Source organism: Archangium gephyra, assembly GCF_042230915.1.
In the GTDB taxonomy this organism is placed as follows: domain Bacteria; phylum Myxococcota; class Myxococcia; order Myxococcales; family Myxococcaceae; genus Archangium; species Archangium gephyra_B.
Genome location: NZ_CP102578.1, coordinates 922,334 through 941,895, shown reverse-complemented (window position 1 = coordinate 941,895; position 19,562 = coordinate 922,334). Strand labels below are relative to the sequence as shown.

The window sequence follows — 19,562 nt, the reverse complement described above, 5'->3', positions numbered from 1 at the left end:
CACACACCCTCTCGCGTCCAGGCCCCACGGGGGGGCGGGTGGATTCCCCACACGCAACCATGGCACGTTGAGCCCCCCCGTTTTTCCCGGAGACCCCCCCGCGCATGCGACCGCTCCGATGCGCTCCGGTAGCCCTGCTGTGGCTCGCGCTCCTCGCCGGCTCCGCCGCGAGCGCCGCGCCCGCCCGGGCCGCCTACGCGCTCATCATCGCCAACAACACCGGCACCGAGCCCAAGCAGGCGCCCTTGCGTTACGCCGATGACGACGGCGCGCGCTACTACGAGCTGCTCTCCTCGCGCACGAAGGAGACCGTGCTCCTGTCCGTGCTGGACGCCGACACGCAGGCCCTCCACCCGGGGCTCGCCGCCCGCACGCGTCCACCGACCCGGGCCGCCCTCAAGGAGGCGCTCGGCCGGCTGAACGCGCGCATGGCCGAGGACAAGGCCCGCGGCGACTCCCCGGTGCTGTATTTCGTCTTCACCGGCCACGGCAAGCGCGGGGCCGCGGGCGAGGGCGCGGTGAGCCTGCTGGACGGGCCCTTCACGCGCACGGACCTCTACTCCCAGGTCATCGCCCCCAGCACCGCCGCCTTCGTCCACCTCATCGTGGATGCGTGTGACTCGTACTTCTTCGTCAACTCGCGCGGCGCGCTGCCGGTGGCCCCCGCCCAGGTGCAGGCGGTGCAGGGCCTGCTGGCCACGCGCGAGCTGGCACGCTACCCGCACGTGGGCGCGGTGCTCTCCACCACCCGCGAGCAGGAGAGCCACGAGTGGAGCGCCATCCGCTCGGGCGTCTTCAGCCACCAGGTGCTCTCGGCGCTCGCCGGGGCCGCGGACGTCAACGCGGACGGGCGGGTGGAGTACTCGGAGCTGCGGGCCTTCGTCGCCGCCGCCAACCAGGGCGTGGACGATGTGCGGGGCCGGCTCGAAGTCTCCATCCAACCGCCCTCGCAGGACCGCGCGGCGCCGCTGGTGGACCTGGGGGACAAGTCGCGGCTGGGCTTCCTCCTGCTGCCCGCGGGCCTGGAGGGCCGGCTGTGGGTGGAGGACGCGCGCGGCCTCCGGGTGGCGGAGCTGCACAAGGAGCGCGAGCGCTCGCTGGTGCTGGGACTGCCGCCGGCGTCCGGCTACTTCCTGCGCGGCCCGGGGCGCGAGGCCCCCTTCCAGCTCACCCGCGCGGGCGCGGTGGTGGATGGGGCGGGCCTGCCCTGGCGCGACAACGCCCTGGCCTCGCGCGGGGCGGTGGAGGAGGCCTTCCGCGACAGGCTCTTCTCCGTGCCCTTCGGTCCGCGCTTCTACACCGGGTACATGGCCAGCCTCGGGCAGACGCCCGTCGCTCCCGCGCAACAGCCCGACCTCTCGCCATGAGCCTCCTCTCCTTCGCGCTGACGCTGGCGCTGGCCCAGGCGGCACCGGCGCCCTGCAAGGGCGGTGAGCGCGTGGTGCTCGTCCCCTTCCAACCGGTGGCGCTGTCCACCGCCGAGGCCCGGCGGTTGGAGGACGCCGTACGCCGGGCGGCGGAGCACACCTCCGGCGTGTGCCTGGAGCCGCGCGCGGACACGGTGGCGAAGGTGCGTGCCCAGGGCGGACGGCTCGCGGACTGCGTGGACGCGGCGTGCCGGAGCGCCCAGGCGGTGGGGCTCGGCGCGGACCGGTTGGTGCGCGGGGTGGCGCTCGGCGTGGGCGGAGGGCGCAACGTGGCGCTCGCGTTGGTGGACCGCGAGGGCCTGGAGTCGCACACCCTCGTGGAGCTCTCTGGAGAGGAGCTCCCGCCCGGCCTGGAAGAGGCGCGGGCCCGCGAGGCCTTCCAGGAGCTGTGGAAGACGCGCCCGTCCGCGCGCGCGGTGAAGGCTCCGGGCAGGGTGTGGCCCACGGTGCTGCTGGCGGCCGGCGGCGTGGCGCTCGCGGCCGGGGTGGGCTTCGGGCTGGCCGCGCGTCAGGCGGAGACGGGCCTCTCCCAGGGCAACGCGGGCTGCAGCGGCGAGGGCGAGGCCTTCCGCGCCTGCTTCACCGAGCGCCTGCGCGAGGGCCAGCGGCAGGCGCGCACCGCCAACGTGTTGATGGGAGCCGGCGCGCTGCTGGGCGCCGGTGGGGCCGTCTTCTTCGTCTGGGAGCTGCCATGAGACAGGGGCTGCCGTGGCTGGCACTGGCCGTGTTCCTCGGGGTGGTGGCGTGCTCCTTCCAGCCGGACCTCTCGCGCTTCCCCGCGTGCGACGAGCAGGGCGGGTGTGCCTCGGGCTCGACGTGCCTGGCCTCCGCGGGCGTCTGCCTCCCGGACTGCGGCGAGCGCGGGCCCTGCACCGGCGAGGAGCCCTCGGAGATGGGCAGCGACGGGGGGAGCGGCACGGGCGGGGATGGCGGCGAGCCCGACGCGGGCCCGGCGCGGCTCGTGCTCATCCCGGACGCTCCCGGGCCCGGCACGGAGACGGTGAGCTACCTCCACCGCTTCCAGGTCAGCGGAGGGACGCCGCCGTACACCTTCTCCACCACGGGCGAGCTGCCCGCGGGCCTGTCCTTCGACACCCAGCGGGGTGAGCTCTCCGGCAAGCCGCTCACCGCCGGGGACTCCACCTTCACCGTCGAGGTGGTGGACCAGGGCCCCGAGCCCCAGCGCTCCAGCCAGGCGTTCTCCCTGCGCATCCGGCCCGTGCTGCACCTGGCCGGGCCGGACGTCCTCGCCTACTTCGAGAGCGGCAAGGACTACGTGGAGTTCCTCTCGGCCACCGGAGGCAAGCCGCCCTACACCTTCGAGCTCGTCAGTGGCGCACTGCCCTCGGGCATCGTCCTGCGCATCGACGGCAAGCTCGACGGGGCCGCCTACGCGGGCAGTGGCACGCCCCCCTTCGACGTCCGCGTCACGGACTCCGACGAGCCCCCGCAGGTTCGCGTGCGCCGCCTCCAGCTCACCTCCATCACCTGCTCGAGCTCCGAGGTCTGCATCAAGAGCAGCGCCCTGCCCGATGCGCGCGTGGGCTCGGCCTACACCCATCCCCTGCGCAGCAACCCCACGTCCGTCACCTGGACCTGGAAGAAGGCGGGCACCAGCCCCACCCTGCCGCCGGGCCTCAACTTGAATGCCGAGACGGGCGTCGTCTCCGGCACGCCCACCCAGGCGGGCGTGTACGAATTCAACGTCACCGCCACGGCGGGAGGCCTGTTGCCCCCCGCGGCGTCGACGCTCACGCTCCGACTGACGGTGTACTGAGCACCGGGAGATCCAACCGGGCGCCCTGGCCGCAATACCAGACAGGTGCGCCCCCCCGGTCCCAGCGAGAAGCAACGAGCGACCCTCCACCCGTGGCTGCCACTGCTCTGCGGTGTGCCGCTCGCGGCCCTGCTGGTCTGGAGTCTCACCCCCGCTGAACCGCCCTGCGCCTACGTGCTGGGCCAGGACGGCCCGGCCAGCGTGGCCACTCCCGCCCGCGTCGTCTTCGCTCCGCCGGAGGAGGCCGTGCCGCCGGAGGGCGATGGGGCCGCCTGGACGTGCTCCAACGAGGGCGTGAGGACTCCCGCCATCCCGGTGCGCGTCCCCACCTCGGTGTTCGAGAACCCGGAGAGCCTCATGGAGGTGGTGTCCATCACGCTCCATCTGTCGAGCACTCCGGTGTCCAGGCCGGGCCACGTCCTGGAGCTCGAAGGGGGCGGCCTTCTCGTCCTTCCGCAGCCAGGGCCCCCCGCGTCCGTCCCCGAGGGGAACCCTCTCGCCGAGCCCTTCATCACCGTGGACCTCGGCGACGGCGTGAGGACGGCCCGCTACGTCCACCCGCTGACACCCGGAAAATAATTTTCGGCTCTGGATCCAACCCGGAACACCCGCATCAACACGGAATAGAACGCCCGTGGTTGCGGCCGCGGGTGCCCTGTCTCTTCGCTGGGAGCACGACGCATGAAGTCCTTCAAGACGCTGGGCCTCACCCTCACCACCACCGCCTTCCTCGCCGGTTGCGGCGCCTCCGCGCCGGAGGCCGGGAACGCGCAGGAGTCCGTCGCGAAGGCGAGCCGCGCGCTCAACAACAAGAAGCCCGTGGTGGAGCCCGCCACCACCGCCCCGAGCGCCTGCACCGCGCTCTACTCCAGCGCTCAGGCGCAGGCGGCGCTCACCCAGGCCGTGGTGGACCCGTCCCTGGCGTCGGACGGCCTGGTGAAGACGCTCATCCTCTCCTTCAACACGCAGGAGGCGGTGGCGCCCGCGGTGGACCTGCTGCAGAGCACGCTGGGCCTGTCGCTGGGGGACAACCTGGGCGCGTTCAAGGCGCTGCCCATGGTGGCGCTCAAGGTGCCCGTCACCCCCGTGCTCATGGGCACGCTGCGCACCGTGCTGCAGCCGCTCGGCCTCCTCTCCATCTACCAGGACCGGCCGCTGCACTACTTCCTGGACCAGAGCGTGGCCTACATCGGCGCGGACACCGCGCGCACGGCCTACAACGCCACGGGCGCGGGCGTGGGCGTGGGCATCATCGACTCGGGCGTGGACGGCACGCACGGGGACTTCCCCAACCTGGTGAAGAACGTGAAGGTGGTGGCGCCCATCGTCGAGGCGGGCGTGGGCGGCGCGCTCTACATCGACGTGCCCAACAGCGACCTCACCAGCGGCCATGGCACGCACGTGGCCAGCACCATCGGCGGCTCCGGCGCGAAGTCCGGCGGCAAGTACAAGGGCGTGGCCCCGGGCGCCCGGCTCATCGGCGTGGGCACCGGCGAGGCCATCAGCATCCTCTACTCGCTGGAGGGCTTCGACTTCCTGATGGCTCCGGACATCCGCGAGACGTACAACGTCCGCGTCATCTCCAACTCGTGGGGCACCAGCGGCAGCCACTTCGCGCCCTTCGACCCTGTCAGCATCGCCTCCAAGCGCGCCTATGACGAGGGGATGATCGTGGCCTTCGCGGCGGGCAACGACGGCCCCGGGGCGGACACGCTCAACCCGTACAGCGCCTCGCCGTGCGTCATCTCGGTGGCGGCGGGCGCGGCCAAGGACACGAGCACGGCCACCAATCCGCTCATCTCCCAGGGCGTGCCGGGGCAACTGGCCAGCTTCTCCAGCCGCGGCATCCCGGGCGACGCGCTCCACCACCCGGACATCACCCTGCCGGGCGTGGCCATCGTCGCGGCGCGCGCCACCACGGCCACCGTCGCGCAGCCCTACCTCGGCCTGGACGGCCTGCACCCGGAGCCCTTCTACGCGGCGCTGGATGGCACCTCCATGGCCACCCCGCACCTGAGCGGCCTGGCCGCGCTGATGCTGGAGGTCAACCCGTCGCTCAACATGGACGGCGTGCTGGCGGCCATCACCTCCACGGCCCGGCCCATGTTCGAGCAGGACGCCACCACCGGCACCACGCGGCAGCTGCAGGTGTTCGAGGCGGGCGCGGGCTACGCGGACGCCTACGCCGCCGTGCGCAAGGCCTCCGAGTCGGCTGGCAGCCGCACCACCACCGTCACCACGAACCTGCCGGGCTGGAGCGGCAACGTGGGCCTGACGGTGAAGCTGCCCGTGCTGGACGTCACCCTCGTGGAGGCCTCGCACACGCACAACCTGGCGGTGCCCGCCGGCGCCAACGCGCTGCGCATCACCACGGACTGGGGCAACCCGGCGCTGGACCTGGACCTCTTCGTCTACGATCCGAGCGGCAACCTGGTGGCCAGCAGCGCCAACGGCACCTCCACCGGTGAGTCGGTGTCCGTGCCCCGCCCGGCCGCGGGCACCTGGCGCGTGCAGCTCAAGGGCTTCCTCAACACGCCCACCAGCTACACGGGCACCGCCCAGGTGGACACGCTCGTCCCCGTGACGCAGTGACGCGGTAACGCGCGCCTGCTCCCTGCGCGCCCCGCCCCTGGCACCGGGACACTCCCCCCCCGGTGCCGGGGGCTTCTTTTTTCCGGCTAGCGCACCGCCGCCTCCAGGAAGGCGCACACCCGCTCCAGCGACTCCGTGCGCTCCAGCTCCGCGGGGAAGGCGTGGAAGGCCTCGCGCGGACCGTGGAGGATGAGCGGCCTGCCGTAGCGCAGCGCGAGCACCGCCTCGGACACCGTGCCCGCGCCCCCGGGCAGCGCCACCAACGCCCGCGCGGTGAGCACGTTGAGGTGATTGCGGCTCATCGGCTCCGTCCCCTGCTCGCCGCTCAGCGGCAGGTGCGTGAGGATGGGCAGCTCCACCGACGCGTGGGGGTAGCCCGGCTTGGGCCGCCACGTGCCGTCCTCCACCGCCCCCGGCACGATGCCGAGCGACAGTCCCGCCCTTCCCTCCACCGCCACGAAGGCCTCGGCCGCCGCGCCCATCACCCCGCCTCCCGCCCCCGTCAGCAGGTGGAAGCCCCGCATGGCAATCCACCGCGCCAGCGGCTCCACCCAGGCCCGGTGCTCCTCCGTCCCCGAGCCCATCACACCGATGACTTCACGCCGGGTCCGCATGGCTCCGCTCCCCAACCTGGTCCCAGGGGAAGAGGGCACTCGTCAGCTCCTGTCAGTCCGCCCGTGGATGCTGGTTGCCGCACCAGGTGGCGGAGACAAACCCGCCCCTTTCTCGAAACGGCCCGGACCCCATGACCTCCTCCGCACCGCTGCCTCCCATGCCCCCGGGCCACTGGCTCTGGGGCCACCTGCCCGAGCGAGCGAGCAATCCCCTCGGACTGTACCTCGGGAGCCGCCAGAAGCTCGGGGACGTGGTGCGCTACCGCATGGGCTCCATCTACGTGGAGCAGCTCACGCACCCGGCGCACGTCAAGCACGTGCTGGCCGACGCGAGCGCCCGCTACACGAAGGGCACCGTCTTCGACAAGACACGCCCCCTGGTGGGCAATGGCCTGCTCACCGCCGAGGGCGACTTCTGGAAGCGCCAGCGCCGGCTCGCCCAGCCCGCCTTCCACAAGGAGCGGCTGGCGGCGCTCGGCGCGAGGATGACGGACACCCTCTGTGAGCGGCTCCCCGCCTGGGAGCGCGCCGCGGACGAGGGCACGCCGCTGCCCCTCTTCCAGGAGCTGATGCGGCTCACCCTCACCGTGGTGGTGCGCGCCCTCTTCGGCGTGGACGTGGGCGAGCACACGGACCGCATGGGCGAGGCCTTCACCACCGCGCTCGAGGTCACCAACGAGCGCATCATCTCCCCCCTGCCCTACCTGCCCTGGCTCTACCGGCTGCCCACGCGGAGCAACCGCGCCTTCCGCCAGGCGGTGGGCACGCTGGATGGGATTGTCAGAGGCCTCATCGCCCGGCGCCGCGCGGCGGGGGGCCAGGCGGAGGATCTGCTCGGCATGCTGATGGCCGCGAGCGACGCGGACACCGGTGACACCTTCGACGACGCGCAGCTGCGCGACGAGGTGATGACGCTGCTGCTGGCCGGCCACGAGACGACGGCCACCGCGCTGGCGTGGACCTTCCACCTGCTGGCCCAGCACCCCGAGGTGGAGGCCACGCTGCACGCGGAGGTGGACGCGGCGCTCGGTGGGCGGCTGCCCACGGTGGCGGATCTCCCGAGGCTGCGCTACGTGGGCTGCGTCTTCGAGGAGGCCCTGCGCCTCTACCCGCCCCTCTGGGCCATTCCCCGCGTGCCCGTGGAGGACGACGTGGTGGACGGCTACCGGATTCCCAAGGGGGACATCGTCATCCTCGTCCCCTACGTCACCCACCGCCACCCGGACTTCTGGCCCGAGCCGGAGCGCTTCGATCCCACGCGCTTCCTCCCGGAGAACAGCAAGGACCGGCCGCGTTGGGCCTGGCTGCCCTTCGGCGGGGGGCAGCGCCAGTGCATCGGCAACACCTTCGCGATGATGGAGGCGCAGCTCTTGCTCACCGTGGTGGCGCAGCGCTTCCGCCTGCGGGGGGGGCCGGGGGTGCCCGTGGTGCCCGAGCCCCTCGTCAGCCTGCGTCCCCGCGGCTCCCTGCCCATGCGGGTGGAGCGCCGCGAGGGGGTGCCGCGGGTGCGTGTGGCCTGAGCCCGCGAGGGCTCGCGGCCCACCGCCGCTCAGAGGATGCAGGAGCCGCAGTCCAGCAGGCAGCTGTCGGCGGTGATGCCGAAGCCGCAGCGCTCGCCCTGCTGGCACACGCCGTCACCGCAGTGGTTGATGTCCTGGGCGCGGATGCGGGTGGTGAGCGGCTTGTACTGCACGCCGTTGCGGGTGCAGCTCGTGTAGTAGGTGCCGGTGGCGTCCAGCGTGCAGCTCTGCTCGCACTGGCCGACGCGCTGCACCTGGGAGCAGGAGGAGTTGGAGAGCAGCCCGAAGCCCACCAGGCCGCACGGGCGCGAGGAGCTCTCGTCCGAGGCCAGCGCGCTCCGGTCGTTGCCGGCGAAGAGCCCCTCGTTCTTGAAGACGTTGCCGAAGAAGCACGACTCCTTGCGGGCGAAGGTCGTCATCTCCTCGGAGGAGTAGGGGATGGCCACCTCCTTCGAGTCGCGGCCCAGCAGGGAGATGGGGACGTGCAGCCCGTAGTTGTTGGCGTGGGCCGCCAGGCACGCGGAGATGACCTGCTGCTCCGCCAGGGAGGCCGGAGCCCCGCCCGCCCAGTCCGGCGCCAGGCCCAGCCCGCCCTGCCAGGTGTAGACGACGCCCGTGGCCGGGTTGGTGAAGGTGCGGGTCTCGTTCGCGGGCACCGCGCAGCGGACCATGTAGCTCATCAGCTGCTGATTACCGGCCGGGTTGCCGTTGAACCAGGTGGAGAAGTCCGTGGTGGACAGGCCGTTGAGCGACAAGCCGTTGAGCGACAGGCCGTTGAGCGACAGGCCGTTGAGCGACAGGCCGTTGAGCGACAGGCCGTTGTCCTCCACCAGCGCCTGCGCCTGGGTCTGGAGCGCCGGGCCCTGCTCCTCGGAGGGCAGCTCCTCCACTCCACAGCCCGCGACGAGCACCGACGTGAGCACCCACCCCACCACGCTCCGGCCCGCCACGCGCCCGGCCATCCCGTTCCGCAGACCTTCGAAAGACGTGAAACCCATGGCTCACACCTCCGGCTCTCGGCCACCCGGGGCTCACCGGGTGGCAAGGATCACGGTGGAGATGCGCGCCATTTCCGGCATCGGCTGGAACTCCAGGAAAGCCGTAGAGGTCTGCCCGTCGACAACCCGCGCGTCGAACGTCTGACGTTGGGCTCAACGGCACGTGAGGCGCTCAACACCCCGAGGGGTGCGCGCACAGGTGCCTACAGGCTCTCCGTGGAAAGTCATTTCTCCATCTGGGAAAGATGGCGCCCCGTCGGAGACACCCCACTGCCCAAGGTGGGAACTACGGACGGCGCTCCTCGGCGCCCGCGAAGGCGAGCAGCGCGCCGGCGGTGGCATGGGCATCCTCCATGCACCCATCGGGCTGCTGGTGCTCCTCGAGCAGCACCAGGAGGGCCTCGTGGGCCCCGCCTCCGGCCTCGCCCACGCACTGCAGACAGAAGGCCAGCTCCGCCCCCAGGTCCACGTTGCCCTGCTCCACCACCCAGGGCGTGGCCACCAGCAGCTCCTCCGTCCACGCCGGGGCGTCCGGATGGCGCGGCGCGGCGCGCAGGTAGCGGGTGTCCAGCAGGTACAGGTGCGTGAGCCAGTAGAGGTCCGCCACCCGGGAGGCATCGCGCATGGCGCGTGCGGGGAGGGACAGGCGCACGTCCAGGCCGCGCGTGGCGGCCATCTCTCCCAGCAGCCACGCATGGAGGCCGTGGCCCTCGCCCGCCAGGTGCTCCAGGTAGGCGCGGAGGAGGTACGGCTCCAGCGGGGCGTGGGGCAGGCCGCGCTCGCGGCGCACGTACCAGGCATCCACCCGCGCCATGCCCACGTCCGGGGACAGCCCCTCGGGGAGCGCCAGCGGCACCTCGGCCAGCGCGGCCACCGCCGCCTCCAGCACGGGCCCAAGCCCCCGGCGCGCGAAGGCCCCGGGCGCATGGCCCTCCAGCATGTGCAGCGTCAGCGCGCGCAGGGCCCGCGCCTCCTCATCTCCGCCCTCCGTCAGCGAGAGGAAGGCCCCGAGCGCGCGCTCCACCGCCTCCGTCCTCGCGGGGGGCGGGTGCGCGGGAGGCCCCCGCAGGCGGAAGAGGGCCGTGGCGTCGCGGAGGAAGACGGGACTGCCGGGCACGTCCCCCACGGCGTCCGCCAGCACCTCGCCCGCGGCCGAGGTGGCGCCCAGGGCGTGCGTGTAGCGCTCGCGGAAGGTGCGCCCCTCCACCTCCACGCGGTAGTGGTCCAACCGCCGGGCCCCGGCCCGGGTGGCGAGCGCCGCCTGGTGCCCGCTCTTGAAGGTGAGGATGAGCGGCGCGTCCGGAAGGGGCTCCACGCGTCGGGCCGGCAGCGAGGCGGCTCGGGAGAGCTCCGGGAGCACCGCCTCGGGCTCGCGCGAGTAGGCGCGGGTGACGGAGAGGGCCACCTTGGTGCGCACGTAGCCCACGCGGCCCCCGAGGTGGGCCTGCAGCACGTCATCGCCGGAGACGAACACCGCGGGCACCCCGGCCTCCGCGGCCAGGGCCAGCACGAGGTCCGCCTCCGACAGCGCCCGGCCGGCGCACGTCCAAGCGCCGAGCAGGTCCACGGTGTGCGCGGCGAAGCCCGCCGGGCCCGCCGCCGCGTGCATGCCCAGACAGGCCACCGCCTCCACCGCCTCGAAGAGGTGGGGGGCGTACGCGTCCTCCGCGAGGAAGTACGGCTCGGCCGCGGGGTGGAGCGCCTCGAGCAGGAGGTTGGACGCACCGGAGCCGGACAGGTGGCTGTCGCTCACCCGCACCCGCTGGAAGCCCGCGGCGAGCAGGCCCTCCACCGCGGCATTCACCTCGGCCGTGAGCAGGGCCTGGGAGCGCGCGTACTCCGGAGTGCCGGAGATGAACGCCCCGGGGGTGTCCACGCCGGCCACGCCCTCGAGGTCCACGACGAGCAGCGCGCGGCGCATGGGACGCCTCCTACTTGCGAGCGGCCGGGCCGCCGGACTTGATCCACCGCGCCAGCGCGAGCGCCGTGGGCTCGTCGATGAGCGAGGCGTAGGTGGGCATGGTGGTGCCGGGGACGAACTGCTCGGGGTTGCGGATCCACCTGGCCAGGTCCTGCTCGGGCTTGCCGGCGGCGTTGACGATGCGCTCGTGGTAGCGGGCGCCCGGGGCATGGCAGAGCGTGCAGCCCAGCCGGGCGAAGAGGGCGGCGGGGTCCACGTCCTTCTTGGGCTCGGCCTGGGCGAGCACGAGGGTGACGAGCCCGGCGGTGGCCGAGGTGCGCACGGGAGTCCCGGGCTCCACCGCCTGGGTGGACACGGAGGCGGGCGTCACCCGGGCGGAGGGCGCGGCGGCCTCGGGAGCAGTGTGGGGCCGGGCGCCGGGGACCTCGTTGCGGCGCGGGGGCAGCGAGCGCAGGTACTCGTAGAGGGCCTGCATGTCCACGTCATCCGCGCCGCGGTAGCGAGGCATGGGGTAGCGGACGATGGCCCCGGGGGCGAGCCCGTCGCGCACGGCGCGGGTGAAGTCCTCGAGGCTCCAACCCTGGAGGCCGGTGGCATCGAAGGTGATGTTGGCGGAGTGGATGGGCTTGCCATCGGCGCCGAGGAACTCGCGGCCGCCGGAGAAGCCCTTGGGCCCGTCGGAGTCCTTGGGGTCGAAGCTGTTGGTGTGGCAGCCGGCGCAATCGAGCACCTGGGCCATGTAGCGGCCGTACTCGAGGGTGGGCCCCTTGGCGGGCACGGGGATGCCCGAGGCGGGATGATCCGGCACCTTGGACACGACGCCCCAGGCCAGCCCGCCGAGGAAGGAGAACTGGGTGCGGGGCGCCACGGTGGCATCGGCCTCGAAGAGCGGATGCGGGGAGCGCATGAAGCCCAGCACGGCGGCGAGATCCTTGTCGCCCATGGGGGAGCCGGGCATGGGGATGGAGCGCCCGTCGCGGCTGACGCCGTAGCGGATGACGCGGGCCAGCTCCTCGTCCTTCGCCGCGCCGATGCCGGCGGTGGGGTGGGCGGTGAGGTTGGCGGTGTGGAGCGTCCCGAGCCACCCGGGCGCATCCTTCATGGGGGCGCCGGTGACGCGCTGCGAGTCGGGCCCGCGGTGGCAGCCCTCGCAGGCGCCGCGGAAGATGCTCTCGCCGCGCGCGAGTGCCTCCGGGGAGGCCTCCGCCTGGATGGGGGGATAGGCGGTCTTGGAGACACTGGCGCACCCGGACAACAGGGCGCTGCCCATCAGCAGGGTGCCATACACGGTGCTCAGCAGCTGTCGGCGCATCGGATCACGTCCTCCACGGAAATCCAGGATGCCGCAACTGCCTGTCCAAGGGTAGACACCCCGCCCGTCCGCCCGTTCTCCGAGCGGGCCGGGCAGGAGGAACTGGAGGACAGAGGGGGGCGGGACCGGGGATTTTCGTCACGCCCCCACGGCGGCCGGGGGGTATATAAGGGCGCGGCGGGCGGTTGTCCGCCATGCAACACCCCTTTTGCCTCCCTGGTACGGCCATGAAGACTGAGTACGTGCGCCACGGCTCCGGGCGGATGTTCGAGAACAACTTCCTCGAAGCCGCCTCGAAGATCCACCCTGCCACTCCGTTCGCCTTCTACATTCCGATCATCACGGGCCTGCTGGGCTGGGGGCTGTGGAGCGGGACGACGCGCATGGGGATGGTGGCCCTGTTCGCGCCGCTCGGGTTCCTCACGTGGTGCTTCATGGAGTACACGCTGCACCGCAACCTCTTCCACTGGGAGGGGAACGGGCCGCTGACCCGGCGCTTCCACGCCATCATCCACGGCTACCACCACACGTACCCGGATGATCCGCAGCGGCTGGTGATGCCCCTGGGAGCGAGCATCCCGCTGGCCATCGTCATCGGCGGGCTGCTGTGGCTGGTGGGCCGGCCGGACGCGACGCTCCCCTACTTCTTCGGCGTCGTCGTGGGCTACCTCGCCTACGACTACCTGCACTGGGCGGTGCACTACAAGAAGCCGTGGACCAACTGGGGCAAGGCGCTGCGCGCGCACCACATGGCGCACCACTTCGCCTGCCCGGACAAGAACTTCGGCATCAGCCACCGGTGGATTGATCGGCTGATGGGCTCGATGCAGGTGCGCGGGCAGGCGGCGCGCGACGCCGGGGTGAAGCCGGGCGCCGGCGCGGCGGAGTAGTCCCCCGCGCCGGGGCCTCTGTCAGGGGTGCGAGGCGGCGGACGCCCACTCCCAGGCGGAGCCCCGGTGCAGGGCGGCGTAGAGGGTGTCGCGCAGCTCGTTGCACTCGGCGTGGGTCAACGAGCGATCGAGCGCACGCAGCACCACGCGCAGCAGCACGTTCTTCTGGCCGGGAGCGATGCCGAGCCGCCGGATGGCGGTGGGCGGCAGGGCCTCGTAGGGCGTCTCCGAGAGCACTTCGACGGACTCCACCACGTCGGCGCGGGAGCCGAGCGCGGCGCGCGCCCGGTCTCCGAGCTCCTCGTGGGTGGCCTCGCCCTCGAGTACGAGGGAGAGGTCCCTGCGGACGGCGGGCATGGAGGACACCTCGCGGTACGGCTCCAGGTCGAGCAGCTGTGAGGCGATGCGTGGGTCCTCGGCTCGCAACAGGCGGATGTCGTCCAGGCCCTTGCGCAACATGAGGATGCGATCCATCCCGAGCCCCATGGCGAGCCCCGAGACGCGCGCCGGGTCGAGGCCGCTGCCGGCGAGCAGCTCCGGGTGGGCCAGGCCGCACTCGCCGATCTCCACCCACTCCTCGCCGTGGCGGACGTCCAGCTGGAGCCCCTCGGTGGTGTAGGGGTGCTGGGAGGGGGTGGTGCGCAGCTCGCGGCCAGGGAGCACGGCGCGCACCACGGTCTCGGCCATGTGGAGCAGCTCGCGGACGCCGAGGGGCGCGCCCTGGCGGATGCGCCAGAGGTCCAGCTGGTGGGGCTCGCCGGTGTGGAGCCGGTCGATGCAGTCGCGGCGGTAGACGAGCCCGGGACAGGCGAGCAGCACGTCCCCGGGAGAGCGGGGCGAGGCGGCGAGCTGGCGCAGGAGGGGAGGAATCATCGCCGAGGTCTGGGTGCGCAGCAGGGCGGTGTCACAGACGTAGCGCGTGTAGCGGGCGTCACGGGCGGCGCCATCGGGCGGGTAGCGAAGGCGGTCGTAGTTGTCGGAGACGGAGACGATGGGGCTCTGCCGGTGCAGGAGGACGTCGCAGTGCCAGGTACCGCGGAGGGCGGCGAGCACGTCATCGACGAGGCGCTGCATGGCATGGGGACCGGCGGCGGGGTCGGTCAGGTCACGGAGGGAGAGGGCACGGCGGACGGCGTCGGTGCTGAGGATGCAGACGGACATGGAAGGGCTCTCGGGCTGGAGTGAACGGAGACGGCGCCAGGAGACAGGCGCCAGGACGCTCGGACACCCCCCGAACCCCAGGTCCAGGCGAGCGTCACGCCGAGAGGCGATCCGCGAAGGGAGAACGGGCTAGCGACGCAGCACGGCCTCCCGGCGCCTGGTGGGGCTCGGGGGGCGGCTAAATCGACGCTGGCACGTCAGGAGAATCATCGCTCGAAAAGGTAAACGCGGCCGGGACAGAAAGCAATCCGGGGCCGTGCGGAAGGCCTGCTCACACCTCGACGAACCGCGTGCCGGTGATGCGCTCGGCCTCCAGGGCCTGCTTGAGGTCCTCGGAGACGATGAGCGAGCCCGTCCAGCCCCAGGGGCGGAAGATGCGGGCATCCCCCACCTTCGTTGGGTCGATGCGCAGGCCCGCGATGAACTTGTACTCGCCCACCTTTTCGGGCTGCTCATCCTCGGGCTTGAAGTACTGCACCTCTTCGCACCGGGCATCGTCGACGCAGCGGAGGGTGCGCAGCGTGTTGAGGATGAAGAAGGGTTCGGTGTGGCCCTCCACCTGCACGGGGATGAACTGTACGTCCTGGACGCCCAGCCGCTCGAAGAGCTGGACGAAGCGGCCGTGCACCACGGGGATGGAGAAGGCCGCCCAACAGAAGTCCAGTTCCACGCCATCGGGCTTTACGGGGAAACGGATCGTCCCTTGGAACTCGAGCCGTCTGCCGTTGAAGAACTGCCAGGGGTTGATTCGTTGCCCCTGCTCATCCCTGGGATTTCCCAAGTGCCACCGCCCCGGATGGTATCTGTCATCCTTCAAATCGAAATATCTGGGCATGCCGCTCGATTCGTCCTCAGTCCTGAGACCTTGTCGCCAGCCGGTGGAGCCGTGACCCCGGAGTGCACACCTCGGCAGCGAGCTCCTCAAGAGCCTTCGCAAGCTTGCGCCTGCATTGAGGAGCGGTCCCGCAGTCCCTGACCGCTACGCTGAGCTTCTCGTACACAGCTTCATGGTACTCCGCTGGGTGCGGACCTTTGTGGCCCTTGAGGTAGACGAGGTTCTCCGCTGCATCCAGTCCCATCTCGGCTAGCTCGAAGATTTCCTTGAAGAGCGGCGTCCAGGGTCCCCCAGAAACCGCTGAGATCTCATTCTTGTTCGTGGCCAGGTGGTGCCAGTGGTAGCCGTCCTGGCTCTCGGAGCCGTCCGTGCAGGCGCTGCCCACGGCGGAAGCCGCTGCCGTCCCCGCCGCCACTCCGTCACGATGACGGTGCCATCGGCCACCATCTGCACCGTTTGCGCTCCCCCCATCGACAGCCCCCCGGGCAGCGCGAACCGGGGCGCGCGCAGCAATGCTCCGAGTCCTCCCTGGGGTACCTCGGGCAACCCCTTGGCCACTCCCATGCTGGCCACCAGCATCAACACCCTCAGCCCCGTGCCTCCCACCGCCTTGCCGAAGCGCTCGGCCACCGCCTCCAACTCCTCTACCGTCCTCGCCGCCTCGGCCTCCTGGTACAGCCTCGCGCACGCTCGCGCGAACTGACCGAGTTCCCACGCCCCCACCGCCAGCGCCAGCCGCAGGGTCCACGTCGCCACGAATGCCTTGGTGAATAACGGCTCGGGCGCCAGCCACGCGCTGAAGTACACCAGCACCGACAGCGTCACGCTGGTGAGGAAGACGCGTGAGCTGAACAGCTCCCTCGCCGCTTCCCGCACACCCTCGCCCATGTACCGGGGAGACAGCTTCAGGGCCTGGAGGACGGGGCTCGTCTCCAGTGACCCGGGCAGCGCCACCTCTGGCGGGCCGAACCGGGACACGAACGCCTCCCGCAGCCGCTGCTCCCACTCCGCGGGCCCCGGCTGCGTCGAGGCCCTCACCAGCCGGAAGCGGCGGCCCTCTTCTCGCGAGAAGGATGCATGGAAGGCCGCGAGCACCGCCCGCGCTTCCTCCACTCGAATCCGCTCCAGGGCCGCGTCAGGCGCCAATGGCTCGAAGCCGAGCCTCAGTGCACCTCCGGGCAGAGTGCTCGTCCGCACCACCTGGGGCCGGGCCAGACTCCGCCCCTCCGGAGGCAACCGCTCCGGCGACGTGACACACGAAACCAACAGGACGAGCCACAGGGCCACGGCCATGCGCTGCCAGCAGCGAGCACTCATGCCCTGGCAGCATGCACGACCCCTCTTCCCCGAGCTACCGCGTGCCGAAGAGCCGGTCGCCCGCGTCTCCCAGACCCGGGAGGATGTAGCCGTGCTCGTCGAGCTTCTCGTCCACCGCGGCGGTGTAGACGTGCACGTCCGGGTGGTGCTCGCGCAGGTTGGCCAGGCCCTCGGGGCACGCCAGCAGACACACGAATCGCAGGCTCCCCGGCTTGCTGCGCTTCACCCGGTTGAGCGCCGCCACCGCCGAGTTCCCCGTCGCCAGCATCGGGTCACACATGATGACGTCGCGGTCCGCCAGCTGGTTCGGCACCTTGTAGTAGTACTCCACCGCCGCCAGCGTCTTCGGGTCCCGGTACAGGCCGATGTGTCCCACGCGGGCGCTCGGCACCAACTGCAGCATCCCGTCCAGGATGCCCTGCCCCGCGCGCAGGATCGCCACCAGCACCAGCTTCTTTCCATCCAGCACCGGCGCCACCGTCTCCATCATCGGAGTCTCGATGGTCTCATCGCGCACCTTCAGGTCCCTCATCGCCTCGTAGGCGAGCAACAGCGAAATCTCCTGCAACAGCGCGCGGAACGAGGCCGTGCTCGTGTCCTTGCGCCGCATCAGGGTCAGCTTGTGCTTCACCAGCGGGTGGTCCACCACGGTGCAGTTGTCAGGGTACGTCACGGCTCCCTCCTCGTCGCTCGGGTAAAAAGAAAGAAGACCCTCACCCCCACCCTCTCCCAGCGGGAGAGGGAGAGCGGCTCTCAGAACACCGTCCCGTCACTCTCGATGCGGATGGGCGGCGGGCCTCCCGGACGCTTCTCCGCGGCGATCTTCCTGCCCGCGCTCCACGTCCCGCCCTGCAGCACCTTCGCCAGCGGCAGCTGCTCCGCCGTCATCCCCAGCCGCTCGCGCACGAGCTTCCCCACCTCGTCCAGCAGCGCCACCGTCAGCGCCCGCCACTCCACGATGGGCTCCGAGCCCGGTGCGAACACGTCCGTCAGCAGCCGCGCGTCCCTCGGCACCAGCACGCCCAGGTCCACCAGCAGGCCCCCGTTGCGGTACTCGGGCAGCCCGGTAAGCACATCCAGGTTCGTCACCGTGATGCCGCCCTCCTCCAGCGGCTCCAGCAGCGAGTACGTCAGCCACTGGGACAACTTGTGGAAGGGCACCAGCGAGTCCGGACTCCCCTCGGCTCCCATCACCGGGTGGTGCCACACGTCGCCCAGGTTCACCCCGTCCAGCGTGATGCGCCCCGGCCAGATGGACCCCAGCGACTCCAGCACCCGCCCCAGCACCTCGGCCGCGGGCACCCGGGGGCCCCACGCCGCGAGCATGTCATAGAGCGCGCCGGGCCTCGGCAGCGCCCGTCCCAGCCCTTGCAGCAGCGCGAGCCGTCCCTCCAGCCCCGCCAGCGGGTTGGCCTCCGTCACCTGGAAGCCCCGCGCCAGCGACTCGAGCGTCAACCGCTGCAACCCCTCGGCATCCGCCCGCAGCGGCTGGGCCGGATCCGAGGAGAACGCCCCCGCGAGGAACATGCGGAAGCTGGCCACGGCCAGGCCCTCGGAGCGCGCATACGTGCCACCGCCGGCCTCCACGTACTTCCACGTGGGCCCGCTGCCCGCGTCCAGCAGCACGCTGGTGATGACCAGGTCCAGCTTCGCCCGGGCCCGCTCGGCGCGCGGCAGCGAGGCCAGCCGCGCATCCAGCTCCGCGTTGCGCCGCACCCCGCCCACGTCAAAGTGCCCCCACCGGCTGTGCACCGGAATGTCCAGCGTGGGGTACGCCTCGCGCGTGACGGCCAGCACGTAGTCCGCCACGGCGGGCAGCCGGTCCATGTCCACGCGGAAATGCTTCAACAGGCCGGCGGTGCCCAGCTCCAGCAGGGCCCGGCAGCGCTCGCGGATGGCGCGAGGGCTGCGCAGGTACGCCACGGCGGACGAGGGCTCACGCATCGAGTGACCTGCCCTTCACCTCGGCGAGCTCCTCCTTGGAGGCCACCTTGCCCGTGGTGAAGTAGCCGGCGGCCTTCTTCGCCTCCATCTCCACCTTGGCGTCCGCGGGGACGAGCTCCTCCGGAATCGGCACGCGCTCGAGAATCTCGATGCCCGAGCGGACGATGGCGTCGTGCTTCATGTCGCTCATGGACACGAAGCGGTGGATGCGGGTGATGCCCAGCCAGTGCAGCGCGTCCGGCATCAGCTCCTGGAAGCGCATGTCCTGCACACCGGCCACGCACTCGGTGCGGTGGAAGTAGGTGGCCGCCGAGTCCCCGCCCTCCTGGCGCTTGCGCGCGTTGTACACGAGGAACTTCGTCACCTCGCCCAGCGCGCGGCCCTCCTTGCGCGAGTAGACGATGACGCCCGCGCCGCCCCGCTGGGCCGTCTCGATGCACACCTCGATTCCGTGCGTGAGGTAGGGCCGGCACGTGCAGATGTCGCTGCCGAACACGTCCGAGCCGTTGCACTCGTCGTGCACGCGCACCGCCAGCGGAATGTCCGGGTTGGAGATGGTGTCCATGTCCCCGAAGAAGTAGAGGGTCAGCCCCCCGATGGGCGGCAGGAACACCTCCAGGTCCGAGCGGGTGATGAGCTCGGGGAACATGCCGCCGGTCTGCTCGAAGAGGCCGCGGCGCAGCTGCGCCTCCGTGAGGCCGAAGCGCTTGGCGATGCCGGGCAGGTACCACACCGGCTCCACCGCGGCCTTCACCACGCTCACGTCGCCGTTGGCGCACAGGATGTTGCCATCCGGCTTGAGGCGGCCGGCGGTGATGGCATCGCGCAGCTCGGGCATGTTGATGTGCGCACGGGTGATGGCGATGGACGGCCGGATGTCCATGCCCTGGTCCATGTAGGCGCGGAAGGCCTGCGGAGCCACGGCGCCCCACGGATCCATCGACACGATGCGCTCGGGGTTCGCCCAGGCCTTGTGGGGGCCGATCTGCACCGCGGGCGCGGTGTTGGTGAGGTCCGCCCGGTGGTCCTGCGTGAGCTGCCCGGCCGCCACGGCGACGGCCCGGTAGATGGCGTACGAGCCCGAGTGCGTGCCGATGGCGTTGCGGTGCGCCGGCTCGGTCAGCGTGGCGATGACGGGGCCGCGGCGCATCGGCTCCGGGTCTCCCCAGCGGATGGGGGTGACCTGGGCGTCGCTGTCCGGGTGCGAGGTGAGACGGATGTGATTGACGGGTTTCTTGTCTGCCATGGGAATCC

General features: G+C 71.7%; 18 protein-coding genes. 7 read left to right on the top strand and 11 right to left on the bottom strand.

Annotated elements, in window-relative coordinates; all coding sequences use genetic code 11:
- The first annotated feature begins 104 nt into the window (after nucleotides 1-104).
- The 5 genes from NR798_RS03890 to NR798_RS03870 all read left to right on the top strand — a co-directional run bounded on the left by NR798_RS03890 (nucleotide 105) and on the right by NR798_RS03870 (nucleotide 5,796).
- Nucleotides 105-1,367: a caspase family protein gene (locus tag NR798_RS03890; protein WP_375770041.1), complete on the top strand. Its 1,263-nt coding sequence runs from the start codon at nucleotides 105-107 to the stop codon at nucleotides 1,365-1,367.
- On the top strand, nucleotides 1,364-2,122 hold the full coding sequence (locus NR798_RS03885; RefSeq protein ID WP_375770040.1) for a hypothetical protein: 759 nt from the start codon (nucleotides 1,364-1,366) through the stop codon (nucleotides 2,120-2,122). The genes NR798_RS03890 and NR798_RS03885 overlap by 4 nt, the downstream gene beginning before the upstream one ends.
- The gene (locus NR798_RS03880; protein WP_375770039.1) at nucleotides 2,119-3,204 is read left to right on the top strand and encodes an Ig domain-containing protein; all 1,086 of its coding nucleotides are present in this window, start codon (nucleotides 2,119-2,121) and stop codon (nucleotides 3,202-3,204) included. The genes NR798_RS03885 and NR798_RS03880 overlap by 4 nt, the downstream gene beginning before the upstream one ends.
- Before the next feature lie 45 nt (nucleotides 3,205-3,249).
- Nucleotides 3,250-3,783: a hypothetical protein gene (locus NR798_RS03875; protein ID WP_375770038.1), complete on the top strand. Its 534-nt coding sequence runs from the start codon at nucleotides 3,250-3,252 to the stop codon at nucleotides 3,781-3,783.
- 102 nt (nucleotides 3,784-3,885) lie between these two features.
- The gene (locus NR798_RS03870; RefSeq protein ID WP_375770037.1) at nucleotides 3,886-5,796 is read left to right on the top strand and encodes a S8 family serine peptidase; all 1,911 of its coding nucleotides are present in this window, start codon (nucleotides 3,886-3,888) and stop codon (nucleotides 5,794-5,796) included.
- An 86-nt stretch (nucleotides 5,797-5,882) separates the two neighbouring features.
- Here NR798_RS03870 and NR798_RS03865 read toward each other — a convergent pair whose 3' ends face one another.
- The gene (locus NR798_RS03865; RefSeq protein ID WP_375770036.1) at nucleotides 5,883-6,410 is read right to left on the bottom strand and encodes a molybdenum cofactor carrier protein; all 528 of its coding nucleotides are present in this window, start codon (nucleotides 6,408-6,410) and stop codon (nucleotides 5,883-5,885) included.
- A gap of 131 nt (nucleotides 6,411-6,541) precedes the next feature.
- Here NR798_RS03865 and NR798_RS03860 point away from each other — a divergent pair, with 131 nt between their 5' ends.
- Entirely contained in the window at nucleotides 6,542-7,930 is a 1,389-nt protein-coding gene (locus NR798_RS03860) for a cytochrome P450 (protein WP_375770035.1), read from the top strand.
- A 29-nt stretch (nucleotides 7,931-7,959) separates the two neighbouring features.
- Here the strand turns inward: NR798_RS03860 and NR798_RS03855 are convergent, their stop codons facing one another.
- The 3 genes from NR798_RS03855 to NR798_RS03845 all read right to left on the bottom strand — a co-directional run bounded on the left by NR798_RS03855 (nucleotide 7,960) and on the right by NR798_RS03845 (nucleotide 12,161).
- Nucleotides 7,960-8,928, bottom strand: a complete 969-nt coding sequence (locus tag NR798_RS03855) for a hypothetical protein (RefSeq protein WP_375770034.1) — start codon at nucleotides 8,926-8,928, stop codon at nucleotides 7,960-7,962.
- Nucleotides 8,929-9,214: 286 nt separating this feature from the next.
- On the bottom strand, nucleotides 9,215-10,849 hold the full coding sequence (locus tag NR798_RS03850) for a M55 family metallopeptidase (protein ID WP_375770033.1): 1,635 nt from the start codon (nucleotides 10,847-10,849) through the stop codon (nucleotides 9,215-9,217).
- A gap of 10 nt (nucleotides 10,850-10,859) precedes the next feature.
- A complete protein-coding gene (locus tag NR798_RS03845) occupies nucleotides 10,860-12,161 on the bottom strand; it encodes a c-type cytochrome (RefSeq protein ID WP_375770032.1) in 1,302 nt (433 codons plus the stop codon).
- Nucleotides 12,162-12,388: 227 nt separating this feature from the next.
- Here NR798_RS03845 and NR798_RS03840 point away from each other — a divergent pair, with 227 nt between their 5' ends.
- A complete protein-coding gene (locus NR798_RS03840; protein ID WP_375770031.1) occupies nucleotides 12,389-13,051 on the top strand; it encodes a sterol desaturase family protein in 663 nt (220 codons plus the stop codon).
- A gap of 21 nt (nucleotides 13,052-13,072) precedes the next feature.
- Here NR798_RS03840 and NR798_RS03835 read toward each other — a convergent pair whose 3' ends face one another.
- The 7 genes from NR798_RS03835 to NR798_RS03805 form a co-directional block, all read right to left on the bottom strand.
- Nucleotides 13,073-14,212 carry a hypothetical protein gene (locus tag NR798_RS03835; protein ID WP_375770030.1) on the bottom strand — a complete coding sequence of 380 codons (1,140 nt, stop codon included), beginning with the start codon at nucleotides 14,210-14,212 and terminating at the stop codon, nucleotides 13,073-13,075.
- Between the two features lie 271 nt (nucleotides 14,213-14,483).
- Nucleotides 14,484-15,137, bottom strand: a complete 654-nt coding sequence (locus tag NR798_RS03830; protein WP_375770029.1) for an imm11 family protein — start codon at nucleotides 15,135-15,137, stop codon at nucleotides 14,484-14,486.
- Entirely contained in the window at nucleotides 15,064-15,354 is a 291-nt protein-coding gene (locus NR798_RS03825; protein WP_375773719.1) for an AHH domain-containing protein, read from the bottom strand. The genes NR798_RS03830 and NR798_RS03825 overlap by 74 nt, the downstream gene beginning before the upstream one ends.
- Nucleotides 15,297-16,364, bottom strand: a complete 1,068-nt coding sequence (locus tag NR798_RS03820; protein WP_375770028.1) for a hypothetical protein — start codon at nucleotides 16,362-16,364, stop codon at nucleotides 15,297-15,299. The genes NR798_RS03825 and NR798_RS03820 overlap by 58 nt, the downstream gene beginning before the upstream one ends.
- A gap of 34 nt (nucleotides 16,365-16,398) precedes the next feature.
- Nucleotides 16,399-17,037: a uracil phosphoribosyltransferase gene (gene upp / locus NR798_RS03815; RefSeq protein WP_375770027.1), complete on the bottom strand. Its 639-nt coding sequence runs from the start codon at nucleotides 17,035-17,037 to the stop codon at nucleotides 16,399-16,401.
- Nucleotides 17,038-17,117: 80 nt separating this feature from the next.
- Nucleotides 17,118-18,308 (bottom strand): URC4/urg3 family protein, encoded by a 1,191-nt coding sequence (locus NR798_RS03810; RefSeq protein WP_375770026.1) that lies wholly within the window; start codon nucleotides 18,306-18,308, stop codon nucleotides 17,118-17,120.
- The gene (locus NR798_RS03805; RefSeq protein WP_375770025.1) at nucleotides 18,301-19,554 is read right to left on the bottom strand and encodes a GTP cyclohydrolase II; all 1,254 of its coding nucleotides are present in this window, start codon (nucleotides 19,552-19,554) and stop codon (nucleotides 18,301-18,303) included. Before NR798_RS03805 ends, NR798_RS03810 begins: the two co-directional genes overlap by 8 nt.
- Nucleotides 19,555-19,562: the final 8 nt, after the last annotated feature.